Raw genomic sequence first — 18,575 nt, 5'->3', positions numbered from 1 at the left:
CCGGTGGGTCATGCGGTGGCGAGCTGGGCGGCGAAACGGGTGTCGACGAATTCGGCGAACTCGAAGCGGCGCGGGATCTCCTTGGCCGTCACGAACGCGTCCGCGAGTTCCTGCTCCGAGCGGATCACCGCGTCGTCCAGCGCGACCGGCACGTCCGGCCCCAGTCCGGTGGCGCGCCGCGTCACCTCGATCGGCAGGCCGGTGTCCGCGGACCAGGCCTGCGCGCGCTGCTCGCGGTTGCCGTCGGCGAAGCGCTGCGCCTTGGCCAGTCGCACCAGGTAGTCGGCGATGGCGGTGTTGCGGCCCGCATCGGCCAGCGCGGCCGTGCCGGCGACCTGGAAGCTCAGGCCGTTGGCGGTGCCCTGTCCGTCGGCGATCGTCCTGGCGCCCGATTCCAGCTGGATCTGCGAGTAGTACGGGTCCCAGATCGCCCACGCGTCCACGGAGCCCTGCTTGAACGCGCCGAGCGCGTCGGAGGGCTGCAGGAACACCAGCTCGACGTCGTCGGGCGTGAGCCCGGCCGCGCGCAGCGTCAGGAGGATCTGGCCGTGCGCCGAACTGCCCTTGGCGACCGCGATCTTGCGGCCCCGGAGCTGATCGCGGCCCCGTAGCGGGGAGTCCGGCAGCACCACCAGGGCATCGCTCGCGACGTTGCCCTTCGACGCGGCGATGATCTTGATCTTCGCCCCGGCCGCGGCGGCGAACAGCGGCGGAGTGTTGCCGACGCCGCCGAGGTCGATGGCGTCCGCGGACACGGCTTCCAGCAGCGGCGGGCCGGACGGGAAGGTCGCCCACTGCACGGTGTACGGGAAGTCGTCCAGGCCGGCCGACCGCAGCAGGGAACGGGAATTGCCCTTCTGGTCGCCGACGCGCAGGGTCACCCGCGCCAGCTGCCCGGCGTCGACCGGCGCGGGCACCGGCGCCTGGGCCGGGTCGCCGCGGCCGCTCGCGCAGGCGCTGAGCAGCCCGGCGGAGGTGGCGGAAAGGGCAAGGGCAGCAAGGAATTCACGACGACGCACGGTCGATTGCTCCATCGTTGCGGGGGAAGTGGCACGCCGGCGGGCAGCGCGAAGCGGCCCGGGAAGGCGGGATCAGCGCGAAGAGCTCAGCAGGGACGACATGCGGAACTGGCCTGCCGTCGCAGATCGACGTGCAGGCGCCAGGTCAACGCGAAGTGTCCGGACACGATCACGATGCTGTCAGCCGCTTGGCGGAGGAGTCAACGACGAGCGGAAGGCTCCCACGGATCGAGAACGCCCGGCTCCCGCGGGCGTCCGGGGGCGCGGCGGTCATCGTCCGGCCACTGTGGATGATGATCGGAGTCGGCGGCTCATTCGAGCCGGATGTGCCAGGTGCGGGAGAAGAACACGATCGCGGCCAGCGCCCCGGCGGAGAGCACGCCGCCGCCCTCGCCGAGGAAGAGGCACACCACAGCAACGAGCGCCGCGAACACCACCAGCGTCATCCGCGGCGACATCAGGGCCCAGATCCGCCGCCACGCGCTGGTCTCCGTCAGGCGGCGGGCCAACTTGGGGTCGTCGCCGGCGAGCTGCTGCTCGATCTCCCTCAGGCGGCGCCGCTCGTCCCTCGGTAGCATGGCCACCTCCAACGGTTCATCCGCCTCGTTGAACAAGTATTGCAACGATGTCCTCCGCTGTGAAGGGTCCATTGGCACGGTTGCCGGTCCCTGCGGATAGCCTGTGTCCGCAGTCGTCGCGGCAGGGAGCTTCCGATGGAGATCTGGGTCAACCCGGCATGTTCGAAATGCCGTTCGGCGGTGTCGCTGCTGGACGAGGCGGGCGCGGAGTACACCGTGCGCCGGTACCTCGACGAGCCGCCGACGGCCGCGGAGCTGGCCGAGGTGCTGGACCGGCTCGGGCTGGAGCCGTGGGACATCGCCCGGACGGCCGAGCCGGTGGCGAAGGAGCTCGGCCTGAAGGCCTGGGGCCGGGAGCCGGCGGACCGGGATCGGTGGATCGAAGCGCTGGTGGCGAACCCGAAGCTCATCCAGCGCCCGATCATCACGGCCGACGACGGCACCACGGTCGTCGCCCGGACCCCGGAAGCCGTGCGATCGGTGCTGCCGGCAACCGACTGACCGGCGGAGGGGGTCGGCCCTTCCCGCCGGACGCCTCCAGCGGATACGGGAACGGGGGCGGGCGCTCGTTGCGCCCGCCCCCGTTTTGCCTGATCAGGCCGCTGTTGCGGCCGGCTCGTCGACCTGCAGGGCCAGCTCGCCGTCGGCCGCGGACACCCGCAGCCGGGCTCCCTCGGCCAGTTCGCCGTCCAGGATCAGGTCGCTGATCCGGTCGTCGACCTCCCGCTCGATCGCCCGCCGCAACGGCCGGGCCCCGAACTCGGGCCGGTAGCCGCGCTCGGCGATCCAGGCCACCGCCGCCGCGTCGAACTCGACGCCGATGCCCATCGCCTGCAGCCGGCGCACGGTCTGCTCCAGCAGCATCCGGGTGATCGTGTGCAGCTGCTCGCCGTCGAGCCGCTTGAAGACCACGATCTCGTTGATGCGGTTGAGGAATTCCGGCCGGAACGCCTCGCGCAGCCGCGGCATGATCCGCTCGTCCAGCGCCGGGTCGGCGTCCCCGGCGGTGAAGCCGATCTTGCCGCCGGCACTGGAGATGACCTCCGAGCCGAGGTTGCTCGTCATGATCAGCACCGTGTTGGTGAAGTCGACGGTGCGACCCTGGCCATCGGTCAGGCGGCCGTCGTCGAGCACCTGCAGCAGCGTGTTGAACACGTCCGGGTGCGCCTTCTCGACCTCGTCCAGCAGGATCACCGAGTACGGGTGCCGACGCACCGCCTCGGTCAGCTCACCGGCCTCGCCGTGCCCGACGTAGCCGGGGGGCGCGCCGACGAGCCGGCTGGCGGTGTGCCGCTCCTGGAACTCGCTCATGTCCAGCCGCACCATCCGCTGCTCGTCGCCGAACAGCGACTCGGCCAGCGCCTTGGCCAGCTCGGTCTTGCCGACGCCGGTCGGACCGAGGAACAGGAAGCTGCCGACCGGCCGGTCGGGGTCGCCCAGCCCGCTGCGCGACCGCCGCACCGCGCGGGCCAGCGCCCGCACCGCGTCGTCCTGGCCGACCACGCGTTCGTGCAGCTCCTGCTCCAGCCCCTGCAGCCGGACCTTCTCGGCGGCGGTCAGGCGGCTGACCGGCACCCCGGTCGCCCGCGCGACGACCTCGGCGATGTCCTCGGCCGTGACCTCCAGGACAACGGCCTCGCCGGCGTCGCCGAGCTCGCCCTGCGCCTTGCCGATCTCGTCGCGCAACGCCGAGGCCCGCTCGTAGTCCTCCGCGGCGACCGCCGCGTCCTTCTCCTGCTCCAGCCGCTCGATGCGGCTGCGCAGCTCGGCGCCGTCCGGCGCCGCCGACAGCCGCTTGCGCGCGCCGGCCTGGTCGATCAGGTCGATCGCCTTGTCCGGCAGGAACCGGTCGTTGATGTACTGGTCGGACAGCCGGGCCGCGGCCTCCACCGCGTCCTCGGTGTAGCGGACCTGGTGGTGCGCCTCGTAGTGCTCGCGCAGGCCCTGCAGGATCGAGACGGTGTCCGGCACGCTCGGCTCCGGCACCTGGACCGGCTGGAAGCGGCGTTCCAGGGCCGGGTCCTTCTCGATGTGCTTGCGGTACTCGTCCAGCGTCGTCGCGCCGACCACGTGCAGTTCGCCGCGGGCCAGCCGGGGCTTGAGCATGTTGCCCGCGTCCATCGCGCCCTCGGCGCCGCCGGCGCCGACGACGGTGTGCAGCTCGTCGATGAACACGATCAGCTCGCCGCGGTGCTGCGAGATCTCGTCGATGACCTTGGTCATCCGCTCCTCGAAGTCGCCGCGGTACCGGGTGCCGGCCAGCATCCCGGACAGGTCCAGCTGGATCACGCGCTTGCCGGTCAGCACCCGCGGCACGTTCCCGGCCGCGATGCGCTGGGCCAGGCCCTCCACGATCGCGGTCTTGCCGACGCCCGCCTCGCCGATGAGCACCGGGTTGTTCTTGGTGCGGCGGGACAGGATCTCGACGGTCTGCTCGATCTCGTCGGCCCGGCCGATCACCGGGTCCAGCTCGCCGTCGCGGGCGCGGGCGGTGAGGTCCCGGCCGTACTGGTCGAGCGTGGGCGTGTCGCTGTCCTTGGGCCGCGCCTCCTGCTCGGCGCGGGGGCGCTGGCTCGCGGCGCGCAACTGCTCGGGCCCGGCGCCTGCGGAACCGAGCAGCCGCCCGGTCTCGGAGTCCGGGCTCGCCGACATGGCGAGCAGGACGTGGTGCGGGCCGATGTAGGTGGAGCCGAGCGCGCGGGCCACCCGGTGCGCGTCGGCGAGCACCGTCCGGGCCGCCAGTGTCAGCGTCACCGGCCGGTCGCCTGCGGCTTCACCGGCAGCCGGGAGGTGCTCCTCGATCTGCGCGGCGAAGGCGTCGGTGTCCACGCCGAGCTGCGCCAGCTGCTCGCGCGTCGGGGTTTCGTGCGCAGCCGACCACAGCAGGTGCAGCGCGTCCAGGTCGGTCTGCCCGCGGTCGCGGGCGAAGCGCGCGGCCCCGCTCAGCAGCTGTTGCGCCTGCTCGGTCATCAGTTCGGTGATGTCGATCCGGCGCGAGCCGGGCGCAGCGTCGTCGGCACCGAAGAAGCGCGCGAAGTACTCGTCGAACGGGCCGCCTGCCGGTCCGAAGAACGTCGCCATTCCTAACCTCCTCGCGACGGTGTTGCTGGCTTCCGCCGCCATCTACTTGAGTCCGTTGCTATCAACCAACGTCAGTCTGGTCCGGGTAATTCCAACCAGTCCCACAAGTGGCGCGCGTCACCACTTGCCGCATCGGTTCGCGACCAATATCGTTCGACGGGAATATTTACCCGACGGAATATGCACTGATGGGGACGGATGAACGGCGAGTTGCGCGACGACGGCCGGTACGAGCTGCGCTTCGAGCGCAGGCTCGCGCATCCGCGGGAGAAGGTGTGGCGGGCGATCATCGGCCCGGCGCAGCTGCGGGCGTGGTTCGTGGAGATCCTCGACTGCGACCGGAGCCGCTTGGACTTCGCTGCCGGCGCCTAGGCGATCTCGGTCCACAGTGGATCGGAAGTCCAGGTGCCCTCGTCGAGCTGCCGGTCGATCTCGTCGCGCAGGCACGGGCATTCCTCGGCCGGGTGATCCCGGGTGCAGGTCAGGAACGGCCCCAGGCACCGCTCGGCCCTGGCCAGCCGCTCCTGCTCGGCGCGGATCGCGGCCATCCGCTGCTCCACGACCTCCTGCCAGCGCCGTTCGGGCGCATTGCCGTGCAGGATCACCGCGATCTCGTCGAGCCGGAGCATGCAGGTGTCCCGCAGGATCCGGACCAGTGCGATGCGGCGCAGCTGGCCCGCGTCGTAGCAGCGGTGCCCGGAACTGTTGCGCGCCGAACGGATCAGGCCGCGTTCCTCCCAATAGCGCAGTGCCGACACCGCCAGCCCGCACCGCTCGGCGGCCACCCCGATGGGAGTCAGGTCCTCGCTCACCCGACCATTTGACCTCAAGCCGACTTGAGCACGCATCGTGATCTTCCCTGCGGGCGCGCGCCCGCCGATCAACGGGAGGTTCCAGGTTGCTCGCGTCGGTTTTCCTCGCAACGTTCATGGCCCTGCTCGACATGAGCATCGTCAACGTCGCACTGCCCGCGATCCAGGCGGGACTGGGTGCGACGGCGACCGGCGCCCAGTGGGTCGTCGACGGCTACACGTTGTGCCTGTCGGCGTTCATGCTCACCGGCGGCGCGCTGGGGGACAGGTTCGGGCGCAAGAAGGTCTTCCTCGTCGGCCTGGGCATCTTCACCGCCGGTTCGGCCTGGTGCGCGCTCGCCCCGACGATCGAACTGCTGATCGCGGGCCGGCTGGTGCAGGGCGCGGGCGCTTCCGTGCTGACGCCGGGCGCGCTGTCCCTGCTGACCCACGCCTACCCGGACCCGGCCGCGCGGGCCCGCATGATCGGGATCTGGGGCGGCTTCAGCGGTCTGGCGACGGTGCTGGGCCCGCTGGTGGGCGGGCTGCTCACCGACCGCTTCGGCTGGCCCGCGCTGTTCCTGATCAACCTGCCGCTGGCGGTGGTCGCGCTGGTGCTGGGGTTGCGCGGCATCCGGGAATCGGCCAGCCCCGAGCACGCGGCCACCGACCCGCTCGGCCAGGTGCTGGCCGTGTTCGGCCTCGCGGGGCTGGCCTACGCGGTGATCGAGAGCGCGCAGGCTTCCTGGGGTTCGGCCGGAGTGCTGCTGCCGCTGCTGGTGGGGCTCGGCAGCCTCGCCGCGTTCATCGTCGTGGAGGCTCGCAGCCCGAATCCGATGCTGCCGGTCGGGCTGTTCCGGCAGCGGCAGTTCGCCGTCACCACCGCGGCCTCGTTCGTCATAGGCTTCGGGTCCTACGGCTGCTTCTACCTGTTCTCCCTGTTCCTGCAGCAGGTGCGGGGTGCCGGCGCGACCGCGGCCGGGTTGCAGTTCGTGCCGTACTCGCTGGCGATCGCGCTGGGCACGGTCGTGTCCGGCAGGTGGGTGGGCCGCCGCGGGCACCGGGTTCCGATGTTCGTCGGCTACACCGTGACCGGTGCCGCGCTGCTGGCGATGCTGGTCCTCCGCCCGGACACGCCGTACCTGGTCATCGGCGTGCTGTTCGCGGTGCTGGGCAGCGGGATGGGGCTGGCGATCGCCGCTACCAACGCGGCCGCGATGTCGGCCGTGGCCCCGCATCGCTCGGGCATCGCGGCAGCGACGGTCAACGCGCTGCGCCAGGCGGGCGCCGCCCTGGGCATCGCGGTCCTGGGCATGCTCGTCACCGCCCGGGGCGTCGCGGTGCTGGCCGATGACATCGGCGGACCGGCCGCGCAGCGGGCCATGGCCGGCGGCGGCGCGGACGGCCTGTTCGGCGCCGGTTTCACCGCCGGCCTGCACCTGAGCCTGGTGGTCGCGGGCGTGGCGACGCTGCTGGTCGCGGCGCTCATCGTCGCCCTGCCGCGCGCGAAGTCGCCGGAGCCCGCACCGGGCGACGAGGCGCCCGCGGCGAAGACGCCTGCGATGGGGGATTGACTTCCAGCTAGGTCGAAGTTCGAAGCTGTCCCCAGCAGATCGACGGCTTCGAAGGGGTGTGGAATGGGAACTTCGGTGGAACGCACGGTGTTCGACTCCGCCTACGAGGAGAACAGCGCTCCGTGGGTGATCGGCGAGCCGCAGCCGGCCATCGTCGGGTTGGAGCAGGCCGGGGGAATCCGGGGCGCGGTGCTCGATCCCGGCTGCGGCGCGGGGGAGCACACGATCCTGCTCACCAAGCTGGGCTACGACGTCCGCGGCGTGGACTTCTCGCGCCCGGCGATCGAGCACGCCCGGGCCAACGCCGCCGCGCAGCACGTCGCCGCCCGCTTCGACGTCGCCGATGCGCTGCAGCTCACCGGCGGGCTGTACGACACCGTCGTGGACAGCGCGCTGTTCCACGTGTTCGGTCCGGAGGACCGGGCGAAGTACGTGCACAGCCTGCACGGCGTGTGCAGGCCGGGGGCGACCGTGCACGTCCTGGCGCTGGCCGACGTCGAGCCCGGTTTCGGCCCGCGCATCCCCGAGTCGGCGATCCGCGAGGCCTTCGCCGGCGAGGGCTGGCGGCTGGAGGAGGTCCGGCTGAGCCGCTACCGGGGCGTCGCGCTGGGCGAGCGGGCCGAGGCGCTCGGCGTCGAGGACGGCGCGCTCGTCGACCTGGCCGCCTGGCTGGCCACCGCCACCCGCCTCTGAAGTCCACATTGGACCGACTGGGGGTGTGGTCCCGGCCGGGTGCGGCTGGCACACTGGTCTGATGACCGAGGATGCTGCGTGCGCGGTGGCGCACGGTGAAGTCCCGTCGGCGTCGTCCGGTGGCCGCGTGCTGGCGGCGGTGTTCGCCTCGCCGGTGGCGGAATTCCTGCTGCGCTACGGCCGGGACCTCGGTTTCCGGACGATCCTGGTCGAACCGGACGCCGAGCGGGCCGGGGCCGACGCGGTCCCGGCGGTGCCGGTGCTGGGCCCGGAGGCGGACGTCGTGGTGACCGACCACCACCGCCCGGAACTCGGCCCGCTGCTGCGCGACGTGCTCAAGCACGACGTCCGCTGGGTGGGCGTCATGGGCAACCCGCGCCACGCCGGGCCGCACGTGGCCGCGCTCCGGGAGCTCGGCGTCCCGGATGCCGAGATCGAGCGGGTGCACCGGCCGATCGGCCTGAACATCGGCTCCCGCACGCCGCCGGAGATCGCCATCGCGACCCTCGCGGGCCTGCTGGCCGACCGCAACGGCAAGCCCGGCGGCTTCGCCTTCTGAGCCGACCGGGCGCCCGGCCGGCCGGGTGAGGTGCGCGGACTCTCGCTTTTGCCGGGGCGATGTGGTTATGCTCCGGTCACCCAGCGCCGGGATCATGGCCCGGTGCCGAGTGTTCCGGGAGCCGGGCGGGAGGGGCGCGTGGTGAGCGGTATCGCGTTTCGGGAACTGTCGCCGGTGTCCTTTTTGGAGCGCGCGGCGGCGGTGTTCGCCGATCGCCCGGCGGTCGTCGACGGGACGCAGCGCTACACCTACGCGCAGTTCTGGGACCGGGCCCAGCGGCTCGCGGGAATGCTTGCCGCGCAAGGAGTTCGGCCGGGCGACCGCGTCGCGGTCCTGTCGCCCAACACGCACGTGCTGCTGGAGGCGCACTACGGGGTGCCGCTGGCCGGTGCGGTGCTGGTCGCGCTGAACACCCGCCTGGCCGCGTCCGAGATCGGCTACATCCTGGAGCACAGCGGCGCTCGGCTGGCCATTGTGGACTCCGAGTACCGGCGGGTGCTCGCCGAATCCGGCGCGGACCTCCCGGTGATCGACTCCGACCGGTACGACGAGCTCCGCGACGCCGCGGAGCCGCACCGGGTCGAGGTCGCCGACGAGCGGTCGCTGCTGTCGATCAACTACACCAGCGGGACGACCGGCCGCCCGAAGGGCGTGATGTACCACCACCGCGGCGCCTACCTGCAGGCGCTGGCGATGGCCTACCACGCGCGGCTCGACACGTCCTCGCGCTACCTGTGGACGCTGCCGATGTTCCACACCAACGGCTGGTGCTTCCCGTGGGCGGTGACGGCGGCCGGGGGCGTGCACCACTGCCTGCGCAAGGCCGATGCCGCCGGGATCTGGCGCGCGATCCGGGCCGACGGCGTCACGCACTTCTGCGCCGCGCCGACCGTGCTGGCGATGCTGGCCGACCATCCCGAGGCCGCGCGCCCGGCGCCCCGGCCGGTGCGGGTGTTCGCCGGCGGCGCCCCGCCGTGGCCCGCGCTGCTGGAGCGGATGACCGAGCTCGGCATCGACATCCGGCACCTCTACGGCCTGACCGAGACCTTCGGCCCGGCGGTGGTGTGCGAGTGGCAGCCGGAGTGGGACGAGGCGGCCGGTGACGAGCGGGCCCGGCTGGTCGCGCGGCAGGGCATCGCGAACGTGATCGCCGAGCCGCTGCGGGTGGTCGACGCCGAGGGGCGCGACGTGCCCGCCGACGGGCTGACGACCGGCGAGATCCTGCTGCGTGGCAACGATGTCATGCTCGGCTACTACCGCGACGAGGCGGCGACCGCCGCGGCCACGCTGGACGGCTGGTTCCGCAGCGGCGACCTCGGTGTCCGGCATCCGGACGGCTACGTCGAGCTGCGCGACCGGATCAAGGACGTGATCATCTCCGGCGGCGAGAACATCACGTCGATCGAGGTGGAGAACGCCCTCACCGCGCACCCGGACGTCCTGGAAGCGGCCGTGGTCGGCGCCCCGGACCCGAAGTGGGGCGAGGTCCCCATCGCCTACGTGACCCTGCGCGACGCGGCGACCGCCGCCGAGGCCGACCTGATCGACTTCGTCCGCGCGCGCATCGCGCGCTTCAAGGCGCCGAAGCGGATCGTCTTCGGCGACCTCCCCAAGACGTCCACCGGCAAGCTGCAGAAGAACGTCCTCCGCGAGCGGGCCAGGACGGCGCGGCCGTGACGGAGGAGCCGAAGCCGGACGTGCTCGGTGTCCTCGCCGGCTGGGCGGCGCGGGCCGGCCGCGACGTCGCCCGCACCGGGCTGGGCCTGGTCAGAGAGCTGCCGGGCGGCGAGGACTTCGAGCGCGGGTTCCGGACCCTGGAGCGGGCGGTCGCCGACGGGCTGCGCCAGTGGCTCGACGAGGTCGACGCCCGCCAGGAGGAGCGAGCCGCCGAGGCGCCGGCACCGCAGCGGGAACCGGACGACGAGCAGCGCGAGAAGCTGCGCGTGCTGATGGCCGAGCTGCTGGAGCGCTCGGCGATGTCCGGCCGCGAGGACGCACGCGACTACCTGCACACGAGCCTCCTGCGCCTCATCACGCCCGACGAGGCGCGCATTCTGGCGGGCCTGTCGGACGGCTCGGCGTACCCGGTGGTGCACGTCGTCGAGCGCGGCGTGATGGGCGGCGCCGTCCGGTTCGTGCTGCGCAACGGCTCGACCGTGGGCCGGGCGGTGGGCGTGGCGCTGACCGAGGAGGTGCCGCACTACCTGACCCGGCTGCACGCGCTCGGCCTGGTCGAGATCGGCCCGGCCCTGCCGGACGTGGACGACCAGTACGAGACGTTGCAGACCGATTCGCGGGTGCGCGCGGCGCTCAACTCGGCCAAGGCCACCAAGGTGCAGCGCCGCAGCGTGCGGATCTCGGCGCTGGGCACCCGGTTCTGGCAGCGGTGCGACCCCAGCGCCGGGGACGCCCCGGCATGAACGCGATCCTCCAGGACTTCGCGGCGCACTGGGCGCTCTACCTCTCGATCCCGTTCGTGGCCGCGCTCATCGGCTACGTCACCAAGGTGATCGCCATCCGGATGATGTTCTCGCCGGTGGAGTTCACCGGCATCAAGCCGTTCCTCGGCTGGCAGGGCATCGTGCCCAAGCACGCCGCGAAGATGGCCGGGATCGCCTGCGACACCCTGACCGAGCAGCTCATCAAGCCGCAGGAGGTGCTGGACCGGCTCGATCCCGAGCGCATCGTCGCCGAGGTCGAGCAGCCGCTGCGGCAGACGATCGACGAGATCGTGCGCGACGTCGCGGCCGCCTACCAGCCGGGCCTGTGGGAATCGCTGCCGCGCGGCGTGCAGCGGGCGGTGATCGCCCGCGTGCAGGCCGACGCGCCGAGGCTGCTCGCCGACGTGCTGGCCGAGATCAAGTCCGATGTGGACAACGTCTTCGACCTCAAGGACATGGTCGTCACCAGCCTGGTCCGGGACAAGGAGCTGCTCAACCGGATCTTCCTGGAGGCGGGCCACAAGGAGTTCCGGTTCATCCGCCGCTCCGGTGCGGTGTTCGGGGCGCTGATCGGCGTGGTGCAGATGTCGGCCTGGGTGCTGTTCAAGGCGCCGATCATGATGCCGCTGTTCGGCCTGTTCACCGGCTGGTTCACCGACTGGCTCGCGCTGAAGATGATCTTCCACCCGCGGCGGCCGAAGCGGTACTTCGGGCTGTTCGAGTGGCAGGGGCTGTTCCTCAAGCGCCGGGACGAGGTGGCCGAGGCCTACTGCGAGCTCATCGCCGCCGAGATCATCACCCCGCGCAACGTCATCGAGGCGGTGCTGCGCGGCCCGATGGCCGACAAGGTGCTGGCCCTGGTGCAGCGCAAGGTGGACGAGGAGCTGAGCCGCCGCACGAGCATCGCCAAACCGCTGGTCGTGCTCGCCTTCGGCGGCCGGCGCTACCAGGACCTGAAGCAGCGGATCTCCGAGCTGCTGATGACCAAGCTCCCGGAGACGATGGGGTACGTGGAGGACTACGCGGCCGACGCGATGGACATCCGCAACACCCTGGTCGCCAAGATGAAGGAGCTCGACGCCGAGGAGTTCGAGGAACTGCTGCGCCCCGCCTTCCGCGAGGAGGAGTGGATCCTCATCGCCACCGGCGCGGCCCTGGGCTTCGTCGTCGGCGAAGCCCAGGTCCTAGTCCTGGAACAGCTCGCTTCCTGAGGATGGCTCGTCGGCCAGGGCGTCGAGGACGGCCTGGCCGTACTTGGCGAGCTTCTGCTCGCCGACCCCGCTGATCCCGGCGAGTTCGTCCAGAGTGGACGGTTGGGCCGCCGCGATCTGGCGGAGCGTCGAGTCGTGGAAGATGATGAACGGCGCCTTGTTCTCCTCGCGCGCGGTGGCCGCGCGCCAGGCCCGCAGTCGCTGGAAGACCGGCTCCGCCTCCGGCGGCATGTCCTGCGCGGCCTGCTTTGCAGTCTTGGACTTTGCGGTCGACGCGGCGGCGCGCTTGGGCTCGGTGCGCAGCAGCACCTGCCGCGGGTCCTCGCGGCGCAGGACCTCGCCGCTGGACTCGGTGAGCACCAGCGTCCCGTAGTCGCCTTCCACGGAGAGCAGGCGCTGGGCCAGCAGCTGGCGGATCACGCCGCGCCATTCGTTGTCGCTCAGGTCGGCGCCGACGCCGAACACGCTCAGCGAGTCGTGCCGGAACTGCTCGACCTTCGGGGTCTTCTTGCCGCGCAGGATGTCGATGACCTGGCCCGCCCCGAACTTCTGGTTGCGCTCGCGGTCCAGCCGCACCACGGTCGACAGCAGCTTCTGCGCGGCGACCGTGCCGTCCCACGATTCCGGCGGTGCTAGGCAGGTGTCGCAGTTCTGGCAGGCCATCGCGGCGTCCTGGCCGAAGTAGGCGAGCAGCTGCGTGCGGCGGCACTCGACGGTCTCGCACAACGCCAGCATCGCGTCCAGGTGCCGGGACAGCGTCCGGCGATGCGCGTCGTCGCCCTCGGAGAGCTCGATCAGCTTGCGCTGCTGCACCACGTCCTGCAGGCCGTAGGCCATCCAGGCCGTCGACGGCTGCCCGTCGCGGCCCGCGCGGCCGGTCTCCTGGTAGTAGCCCTCGACCGACTTCGGCAGGTCGAGGTGCGCGACGAAGCGCACGTCGGGCTTGTCGATGCCCATGCCGAAGGCGATGGTGGCGACCATGACCAGGCCGTCCTCGCGCAGGAAGCGGGACTGGTGCGCGGCGCGGACCTCCTTGTCCAGGCCTGCGTGGTAGGGCAGCGCGTCGATCCCGTTGGCCACCAGGAACTCCGCGGTCCGCTCCACCTCGGCGCGGGAGAGCCGGTACACGATGCCCGCGTCCCCGGCGTGCTCGGTGCGCAGCAGCTGCAGCAGCTGCTTCCGCGGATCGTTCTTCGGCGCGATCCGGTACTGGATGTTCGGGCGGTCGAAGTCGGCGACGAAGTGCCGGGCCCCGGTCAATTCCAGCCGGGTCGCGATCTCGCGGCGGGTCGCCTGGGTGGCGGTGGCGGTCAGCGCGATGCGCGGCACCTCGGGCCAGCGCTCGTGCAGCACCGAAAGCGCCAGGTAGTCGGGCCGGAAGTCGTGGCCCCACTGCGCCACGCAGTGCGCCTCGTCGATGGCGAACACCGAGACCTCGCCGCGGCCGAGCAGGTCCAGCGTCGAATCCAGCCGCAGCCGCTCCGGCGCCAGGTAGAGCAGGTCGAGCTCGCCGGAGGCGAACGCGGCCTCGGTCTGGCGGCGCTGCTCGTAGTTCTGCGTCGAGTTGAGGAAGCCCGCCCGCACGCCGAGCTCGTTGAGCGCGTCCACCTGGTCCTGCATCAGGGCGATCAGCGGCGACACGACGACGCCCACGCCCGGCCGCACCAGTGACGGGATCTGGTAGCAGAGCGACTTGCCGCCGCCGGTGGGCATCAGCACCAGCGCATCGCCGCCGCCGATCACGTGGTCGACGATCTCCTGCTGGGAACCGCGGAAGGAGTCGTAACCGAACACGCGCTGCAAGACCTGCTGGGCGTCGGACACCTCAAGACCAGGGGAAGCCACGGCGCGCATCTTAGATCCTGTCTCCGACTCGTTTTGCGTAGCGGTGTGGGTGGCGGAACCTCAGGTGCCTTCTCGCTGTGGGATCCCCGACTCATGAATGACCAATTCACCACGTCGGGGCTGTCCTCGCGAGAAGACCCCTGAGAACCCGCGGCGGTGCCGGTTGCGAGGGTGGGCTAAGCGGCTGCGCCGCTTCAAAGACAAAGACAAGTCAGTTCTAGCAGCACCCATGACCGAGCCCGGGCCCCTGCGTTCCGACATGCGGCGGCGTGTCGGGCCGCCTGTGATGTGCGTCCCGTCGGGGCGGCCGGGCCTTCGGCGGGAACAACTCGCAGGGCAGAATCGTTCGTGGAAATAGTTGAATCTCGTACTAAATGATCGGGATCTGGCCAGCGAGGGAGTTCACATGCAGTTCGGGATCTTCACGGTCGGTGACGTCACCACCGACCCGACCAACGGCCGCACGCCCTCCGAGGCCGAGCGGATCAAGGCCATGGTGCGGATCGCGCTCAAGGCGGAGGAGATCGGACTCGACGTCTTCGCCACCGGCGAGCACCACAACCCGCCCTTCGTGCCGTCCTCGCCGACGACCATGCTCGGCTACGTCGCGGCCCGGACCGAGCGGCTGATCCTGTCCACCTCGACCACGCTGATCACCACGAACGACCCGGTGAAGATCGCCGAGGACTTCGCGATGCTGCAGCACCTCGCCGACGGTCGCGTCGACCTGATGATGGGCCGCGGCAACACCGGCCCGGTGTACCCGTGGTTCGGCCAGGACATCCGCCAGGGCATCCCGCTGGCCGTCGAGAACTACGACCTGCTGCGCCGGTTGTGGCGGGAGGACGTGGTCGACTGGGAGGGCAGGTTCCGCACGCCGCTGCAGTCGTTCACCTCGACCCCGCGGCCGCTGGACGGCGTCCCGCCGTTCGTCTGGCACGGCTCCATCCGCAGCCCGGAGATCGCCGAGCAGGCCGCCTACTACGGCGACGGCTTCTTCCACAACAACATCTTCTGGCCCAAGGAGCACACCCAGCGGATGGTCGACCTGTACCGGCGGCGGTTCGAGCACTATGGGCACGGCGCGGCGGACCAGGCGATCGTCGGCCTCGGCGGCCAGGTGTTCATGCGCAAGAACTCCCAGGACGCGGTCCGCGAGTTCCGGCCGTACTTTGACCACGCGCCGGTGTACGGCGGCGGGCCGACGCTGGAGGAGTTCACCGAGCAGACGCCGCTGACGGTCGGCAGCCCGCAGGAGGTCATCGACCGGACGCTGGGCTTCCGCGAGTACGTCGGCGACTACCAGCGCCAGCTGTTCCTGATGGACCACGCCGGGCTGCCGCTGAAGACCGTCCTGGAGCAGCTCGACCTGCTCGGCGAGGAGGTCGTCCCGGTGCTGCGCAAGGAATTCGAGTCGATGCGGCCCGCGCACGTGCCGGACGCCCCGACGCACGCGTCGCTGCTGGCCGCGAAGGAAGCGAAGAAGGCGGAGGTGACGAAGTGAGCGAGCGGAACCTGGTCGTGATCTCGGCGGGCCTGAGCCAGCCGTCGTCCACCCGGCTGCTGGCCGACCGGCTCGCCGCGGCGACCGGCCGCGCGTTGGCGCAGCCGCCGGACATCGAGGTCGTCGAGCTGCGCGACCACGCCAAGGAGGTGGCGAACAACCTGGTCACCGGCTTTCCCGGCGCGGAGCTGCGGAAGGTGCTCGACCGGGTGGCCGCGGCCGACGGCCTGATCGCGGTGACGCCGATCTTCCAGGCGTCCTACAGCGGGCTGTTCAAGTCGTTCTTCGACGTGGTGGAGACCGATTCGCTGGTCGGCAAGCCGGTGCTGATCGGTGCCACCGGCGGATCGCCGCGCCACTCGCTGGCGCTGGAACACGCGATGCGCCCGATGTTCAGCTACCTGCGGGCGGTGGTGGTGCCGACCGCGGTGTACGCGGCGTCGGAGGACTGGGGTTCGGCGGGCGACGGAGCGGCGCTGGCCGACCGCGTCGATCGCGCGGCGGGCGAGTTCGCGGCCCTCGTCGACCACCGCCCGGCACCCGCCCGTGCCGACGCGTTCGAAGAACCGGTCCCCTTCGAACAACTCCTGTCCCAGAACCGGAACTAGCCGGTGAGGTCGTCGGACCGGCCCGCGGCGAGCCGGGACCACTGCGCCGTGGGCCGACCGTCGGTCCGGAACTGCTCGCCGGCGGTCGCGTAGGGCTGCGGCCAGCCCTCCGGCGAGTCCTCCCAGGTCTCCTGCCTGCCGTAGGTGGTGAGATCGAGCAGGTGGTAGCTGGTGGCGCCGGCCTCGACGCCTCGGCTGGTCGTCCAGTACGTCTCGAACACCCGGTCGCCGTCGCGCAGGTAGCAGAGGTAGCCGCCGAAGCCGCGCCCGGCGAGCAACGCGTCTCCCGAATCGCGGGCCGAGTACCAGGGCATCTCCCAGCCCATGAAGTCCCGGTACCGGGCGCTCTCGTCGTACGGGCCCTGGCAGAACGTCGCGTAGGTGACGTCGCGGCTGTGCAGGTAGGACAGCTCGCGCGCGTGCCCGGTGAAGAACGTGCAGCCCTCGCACTGCTCGGCGGCGGGCTTGCCGTCGTGCCACATGTGCAGGTAGACGATCAGTTGCCGACGTCCCTCGAACACGTCGACCAGGGGCACCTCGCCCTGCGCCCCGACCAGCGGGATCTGCGCGTCCACCTCGACCATCGGCAGCCGCCGCCGGGCGGCCGCGATCGCGTCGCCCTCGCGGGTGTGTGCCTTCTCCCGGGCCCGCAACCGGTCGATCTCCGCCTGCCAGGAAGCCCGATCGGCGATCTGGGGCAACGGGTGCGTGCTGTTCGCTTCCATCGGTTTCCCTCTCCGGTCGCGCGCTCGGTGGCCTCGGCAGTGATGACCTGCCGGCGGGCCGAAACTCATCGCGCCTTCCGGGTGCCCCCGGCACCCCGCCGTCACGCGCCGCGGACCTCGACTCGCGACGACGCCCCGCCTCCCAACTGCCCTCCGAACTCGATGTGCTTGTACCAAGGCGAGAACTACAGCGGAACCCCGGAGTACTTGCCGATCGATTGGGCGGGTGACGGCATGAATTGCCAGGTCGCCGAGTCCGTCTTCCGTTCGGTCTACAACCGGTCCGTCCAGACCCAGATCGTGTTCCAGACGGGTGATTGCCGGGGAAACCGCGTGGAGATCAAGGGCGGGACGGGCGTGCGCGACTTCAGCTACGGCGGGCAATCGTACATTCACAGTTGACCGCTGTCGGTGGTGCGCTTCCGCTTGCGCCGCTGGATAACGTGGCAGGTATGAGCGAGCGGATTCCCCGGGACGAGCCGGCCGGTTCGGCCGATGTCATCGCGCGGCTGCGCGACGAGGGCGTCGAGCTGGTCGAGATGTCCTTTGTGGACAACGCCGGGATCGTGCGGGTGAAATCGGTTCCGCTGGAACGGTTGTCGGCCGCGGCCCGGTTCGGCGTCGGGGCCTCGCCGTGCTTCGAGACGTTCACCTTCGACGATGTGATGGTGCCGGGCCGCTACCTCGGTGGGCCGGACGGCGACCTGCGGCTGGTGCCCGACCTCGGGCGCTTGGTGCACCTGGCGGCGTTGCCGGGCTGGGCGTGGGCGCCCGCCGACAAGTTCGGCCAGGACGGGCAGCGGTTCGTCGCCTGCCAGCGCGCGTTCGCCGCGCGCCAGGCGCGGGCCGCCGCCGAGGCGGGGCTGACCGTCCTCGCCGCCTTCGAACACGAATGGGCGCTGGGGGAGCCCGGCACCGACGAGTTCGTCCCGGCGTTCACCGGCCCCGCCTACGGTCAGGTGCGGCTGGAGGCGACGGCGGACTACGCGCTCGGACTCGTCTCCGCGCTGCGCGAGCAGGGGCTCGAAGTGCAGCAGTTCCACCCCGAATACGCGCTCGGGCAGGTCGAACTGTCGGTGGCCGCGAAGGATCCGCTCGGCGCGGCCGACGATGCCCTGCTGGTGCGGCACACCGTGCGCGCGGTCTCGCGCCGCCACGGCTGGCGGGCCAGCTTCGCGCCTTGTCTCGTGCCCGGCGGCGCGGGCTCAGGCGGGCACCTGCACCTGTCCGTGCACGACTCGGACGGCAACCTCTTCGCGGGCGGCCCGGGACGCTACGGCTTGCAGCCACCCGGCGAGGCGTTCCTGGCCGGTGTGTTGCGAGAACTTCCCGCGCTGCAAGCGATCGGCGGCGGCAACCCGGCGAGCTTCCTGCGGCTGGAGCCGTCCCGGTGGGCCGGGGTGTGGCAGGTGTGGGGCCGGGAGGCGCGGGAGGCCGCGATGCGGCTGATCACCGGGACGATCGGCACCGAACGGTGGGCCGCCAACGCCGAGGTGAAGTGCTTCGACGCCACCGCGAACCCGTACCTGGCGGTCGGCGCGGTGCTGGCGGCGGGCCTCGCGGGCGTGCGCGAGGAGCTGCGACTGCCCGCGGAGATCACCGGCGACCCGGCGGCGCTGACCGACGACGAGCGCGCGGCGGCGGGAATCCACCGCCTGCCGACGAACGCGGCCGAGGCGGCTGATGCATTGGAGTCCTCCGGAGTGCTGGCCGAAGCCCTGGGCAAGGAACTGCACGACGCGATGCTCACGGTTCGCCGAGCGGAAGCGCAACGATGCGCGGACGCCACGCCCGAGCAGCTCGCCGCCCGCACCCGCTGGTGCTGGTGATCGGGTCGTCCGCAATTTCCATTGAAATCGAAGGTTCGATTTCAATGGAAATTGCTCGGTGACCACGGCGCGCGCGGGGCCGGAAGTGATCTCGAACTGCCGCCCGGTGGCGGGAAC

The 18,575-nt window shown here is 71.4% G+C and carries 18 protein-coding genes; 12 read left to right on the top strand and 6 right to left on the bottom strand.

Going from position 1 to position 18,575, the window contains the following annotated elements; genetic code table 11:
• Nucleotides 1-8: 8 nt before the first annotated feature.
• A complete protein-coding gene (locus AB0H93_RS40035; RefSeq protein ID WP_358581202.1) occupies nucleotides 9-917 on the bottom strand; it encodes an ABC transporter substrate-binding protein in 909 nt (302 codons plus the stop codon).
• Between the two features lie 413 nt (nucleotides 918-1,330).
• Entirely contained in the window at nucleotides 1,331-1,597 is a 267-nt protein-coding gene (locus AB0H93_RS40030) for a DUF3040 domain-containing protein (protein ID WP_358581136.1), read from the bottom strand.
• Between the two features lie 135 nt (nucleotides 1,598-1,732).
• Here AB0H93_RS40030 and AB0H93_RS40025 point away from each other — a divergent pair, with 135 nt between their 5' ends.
• Nucleotides 1,733-2,098 (top strand): arsenate reductase family protein, encoded by a 366-nt coding sequence (locus AB0H93_RS40025; RefSeq protein ID WP_358581134.1) that lies wholly within the window; start codon nucleotides 1,733-1,735, stop codon nucleotides 2,096-2,098.
• 93 nt (nucleotides 2,099-2,191) lie between these two features.
• Here AB0H93_RS40025 and AB0H93_RS40020 read toward each other — a convergent pair whose 3' ends face one another.
• Complete coding sequence (locus tag AB0H93_RS40020; protein WP_358581132.1) at nucleotides 2,192-4,678, bottom strand: ATP-dependent Clp protease ATP-binding subunit; 2,487 nt, start codon at nucleotides 4,676-4,678, stop codon at nucleotides 2,192-2,194.
• A gap of 198 nt (nucleotides 4,679-4,876) precedes the next feature.
• Between AB0H93_RS40020 and AB0H93_RS40015 the strand changes: the two genes are divergently transcribed.
• On the top strand, nucleotides 4,877-5,050 hold the full coding sequence (locus AB0H93_RS40015; RefSeq protein WP_358581130.1) for a hypothetical protein: 174 nt from the start codon (nucleotides 4,877-4,879) through the stop codon (nucleotides 5,048-5,050).
• Here AB0H93_RS40015 and AB0H93_RS40010 read toward each other — a convergent pair.
• The gene (locus AB0H93_RS40010) at nucleotides 5,047-5,490 is read right to left on the bottom strand and encodes a MerR family transcriptional regulator (protein WP_358581127.1); all 444 of its coding nucleotides are present in this window, start codon (nucleotides 5,488-5,490) and stop codon (nucleotides 5,047-5,049) included. The two genes, AB0H93_RS40015 and AB0H93_RS40010, sit on opposite strands and share 4 nt — an antisense overlap.
• A gap of 86 nt (nucleotides 5,491-5,576) precedes the next feature.
• Between AB0H93_RS40010 and AB0H93_RS40005 the strand changes: the two genes are divergently transcribed.
• The 6 genes from AB0H93_RS40005 (at nucleotide 5,577) to AB0H93_RS39980 (ending at nucleotide 11,947) form a co-directional block, all read left to right on the top strand.
• Entirely contained in the window at nucleotides 5,577-7,043 is a 1,467-nt protein-coding gene (locus AB0H93_RS40005; protein ID WP_358581125.1) for a DHA2 family efflux MFS transporter permease subunit, read from the top strand.
• A gap of 63 nt (nucleotides 7,044-7,106) precedes the next feature.
• Nucleotides 7,107-7,736 carry a class I SAM-dependent methyltransferase gene (locus AB0H93_RS40000; protein WP_358581122.1) on the top strand — a complete coding sequence of 210 codons (630 nt, stop codon included), beginning with the start codon at nucleotides 7,107-7,109 and terminating at the stop codon, nucleotides 7,734-7,736.
• Nucleotides 7,737-7,797: 61 nt separating this feature from the next.
• The gene (locus tag AB0H93_RS39995; protein WP_358581119.1) at nucleotides 7,798-8,295 is read left to right on the top strand and encodes an XdhC family protein; all 498 of its coding nucleotides are present in this window, start codon (nucleotides 7,798-7,800) and stop codon (nucleotides 8,293-8,295) included.
• A 141-nt stretch (nucleotides 8,296-8,436) separates the two neighbouring features.
• Nucleotides 8,437-9,972, top strand: coding sequence for an acyl--CoA ligase family protein (locus AB0H93_RS39990; protein ID WP_358581117.1), 1,536 nt, complete (start codon nucleotides 8,437-8,439; stop codon nucleotides 9,970-9,972).
• A complete protein-coding gene (locus AB0H93_RS39985) occupies nucleotides 9,969-10,715 on the top strand; it encodes an Abi-alpha family protein (RefSeq protein ID WP_358581115.1) in 747 nt (248 codons plus the stop codon). The genes AB0H93_RS39990 and AB0H93_RS39985 overlap by 4 nt, the downstream gene beginning before the upstream one ends.
• The gene (locus AB0H93_RS39980; RefSeq protein WP_358581113.1) at nucleotides 10,712-11,947 is read left to right on the top strand and encodes a DUF445 domain-containing protein; all 1,236 of its coding nucleotides are present in this window, start codon (nucleotides 10,712-10,714) and stop codon (nucleotides 11,945-11,947) included. The genes AB0H93_RS39985 and AB0H93_RS39980 overlap by 4 nt, the downstream gene beginning before the upstream one ends.
• Here the strand turns inward: AB0H93_RS39980 and recQ are convergent.
• Nucleotides 11,921-13,801: a DNA helicase RecQ gene (gene recQ, locus AB0H93_RS39975; RefSeq protein ID WP_358581111.1), complete on the bottom strand. Its 1,881-nt coding sequence runs from the start codon at nucleotides 13,799-13,801 to the stop codon at nucleotides 11,921-11,923. The two genes, AB0H93_RS39980 and recQ, sit on opposite strands and share 27 nt — an antisense overlap.
• Before the next feature lie 397 nt (nucleotides 13,802-14,198).
• Here recQ and AB0H93_RS39970 point away from each other — a divergent pair, with 397 nt between their 5' ends.
• Entirely contained in the window at nucleotides 14,199-15,296 is a 1,098-nt protein-coding gene (locus tag AB0H93_RS39970) for an LLM class flavin-dependent oxidoreductase (RefSeq protein WP_358581109.1), read from the top strand.
• Nucleotides 15,293-15,904 carry an FMN reductase gene (locus AB0H93_RS39965; RefSeq protein WP_132488957.1) on the top strand — a complete coding sequence of 204 codons (612 nt, stop codon included), beginning with the start codon at nucleotides 15,293-15,295 and terminating at the stop codon, nucleotides 15,902-15,904. The genes AB0H93_RS39970 and AB0H93_RS39965 overlap by 4 nt, the downstream gene beginning before the upstream one ends.
• Here the strand turns inward: AB0H93_RS39965 and AB0H93_RS39960 are convergent.
• Nucleotides 15,901-16,629 (bottom strand): DUF899 family protein, encoded by a 729-nt coding sequence (locus AB0H93_RS39960; RefSeq protein WP_358581107.1) that lies wholly within the window; start codon nucleotides 16,627-16,629, stop codon nucleotides 15,901-15,903. The two genes, AB0H93_RS39965 and AB0H93_RS39960, sit on opposite strands and share 4 nt — an antisense overlap.
• A 42-nt stretch (nucleotides 16,630-16,671) precedes the next feature.
• Here AB0H93_RS39960 and AB0H93_RS39955 point away from each other — a divergent pair, with 42 nt between their 5' ends.
• Together AB0H93_RS39955 and AB0H93_RS39950 are read left to right on the top strand one after the other, a co-directional pair.
• Nucleotides 16,672-17,031, top strand: a complete 360-nt coding sequence (locus AB0H93_RS39955) for a peptidase inhibitor family I36 protein (RefSeq protein WP_358581200.1) — start codon at nucleotides 16,672-16,674, stop codon at nucleotides 17,029-17,031.
• A gap of 50 nt (nucleotides 17,032-17,081) precedes the next feature.
• The gene (locus AB0H93_RS39950) at nucleotides 17,082-18,458 is read left to right on the top strand and encodes a glutamine synthetase family protein (RefSeq protein ID WP_358581105.1); all 1,377 of its coding nucleotides are present in this window, start codon (nucleotides 17,082-17,084) and stop codon (nucleotides 18,456-18,458) included.
• The last annotated feature ends 117 nt before the right edge of the window (nucleotides 18,459-18,575 follow it).

Origin of the sequence: Saccharopolyspora sp. NPDC050642 (assembly GCF_040654735.1) — a bacterium.
GTDB classification, from domain to species: domain Bacteria; phylum Actinomycetota; class Actinomycetes; order Mycobacteriales; family Pseudonocardiaceae; genus Saccharopolyspora; species Saccharopolyspora elongata.
Note: the sequence above shows the minus strand (reverse complement) of the source record. Positions and strands in the feature narration are given on the sequence as shown.

Coding starts and splice junctions, on each gene's coding strand:
- AB0H93_RS40000 (WP_358581122.1), top strand. CDS start 7,107: ATGGGAACTTCGGTGGAACGCACGGTGTTCGACTCCGCCTACGAGGAG.
- AB0H93_RS40025 (WP_358581134.1), top strand. CDS start 1,733: ATGGAGATCTGGGTCAACCCGGCATGTTCGAAATGCCGTTCGGCGGTG.
- recQ (WP_358581111.1), bottom strand. CDS start 13,801: ATGCGCGCCGTGGCTTCCCCTGGTCTTGAGGTGTCCGACGCCCAGCAG.
- AB0H93_RS39970 (WP_358581109.1), top strand. CDS start 14,199: ATGCAGTTCGGGATCTTCACGGTCGGTGACGTCACCACCGACCCGACC.
- AB0H93_RS40030 (WP_358581136.1), bottom strand. CDS start 1,597: ATGCTACCGAGGGACGAGCGGCGCCGCCTGAGGGAGATCGAGCAGCAG.
- AB0H93_RS39980 (WP_358581113.1), top strand. CDS start 10,712: ATGAACGCGATCCTCCAGGACTTCGCGGCGCACTGGGCGCTCTACCTC.
- AB0H93_RS39960 (WP_358581107.1), bottom strand. CDS start 16,629: ATGGAAGCGAACAGCACGCACCCGTTGCCCCAGATCGCCGATCGGGCT.
- AB0H93_RS39950 (WP_358581105.1), top strand. CDS start 17,082: ATGAGCGAGCGGATTCCCCGGGACGAGCCGGCCGGTTCGGCCGATGTC.
- AB0H93_RS40020 (WP_358581132.1), bottom strand. CDS start 4,678: ATGGCGACGTTCTTCGGACCGGCAGGCGGCCCGTTCGACGAGTACTTC.
- AB0H93_RS39955 (WP_358581200.1), top strand. CDS start 16,672: ATGACCTGCCGGCGGGCCGAAACTCATCGCGCCTTCCGGGTGCCCCCG.
- AB0H93_RS39995 (WP_358581119.1), top strand. CDS start 7,798: ATGACCGAGGATGCTGCGTGCGCGGTGGCGCACGGTGAAGTCCCGTCG.
- AB0H93_RS40015 (WP_358581130.1), top strand. CDS start 4,877: ATGAACGGCGAGTTGCGCGACGACGGCCGGTACGAGCTGCGCTTCGAG.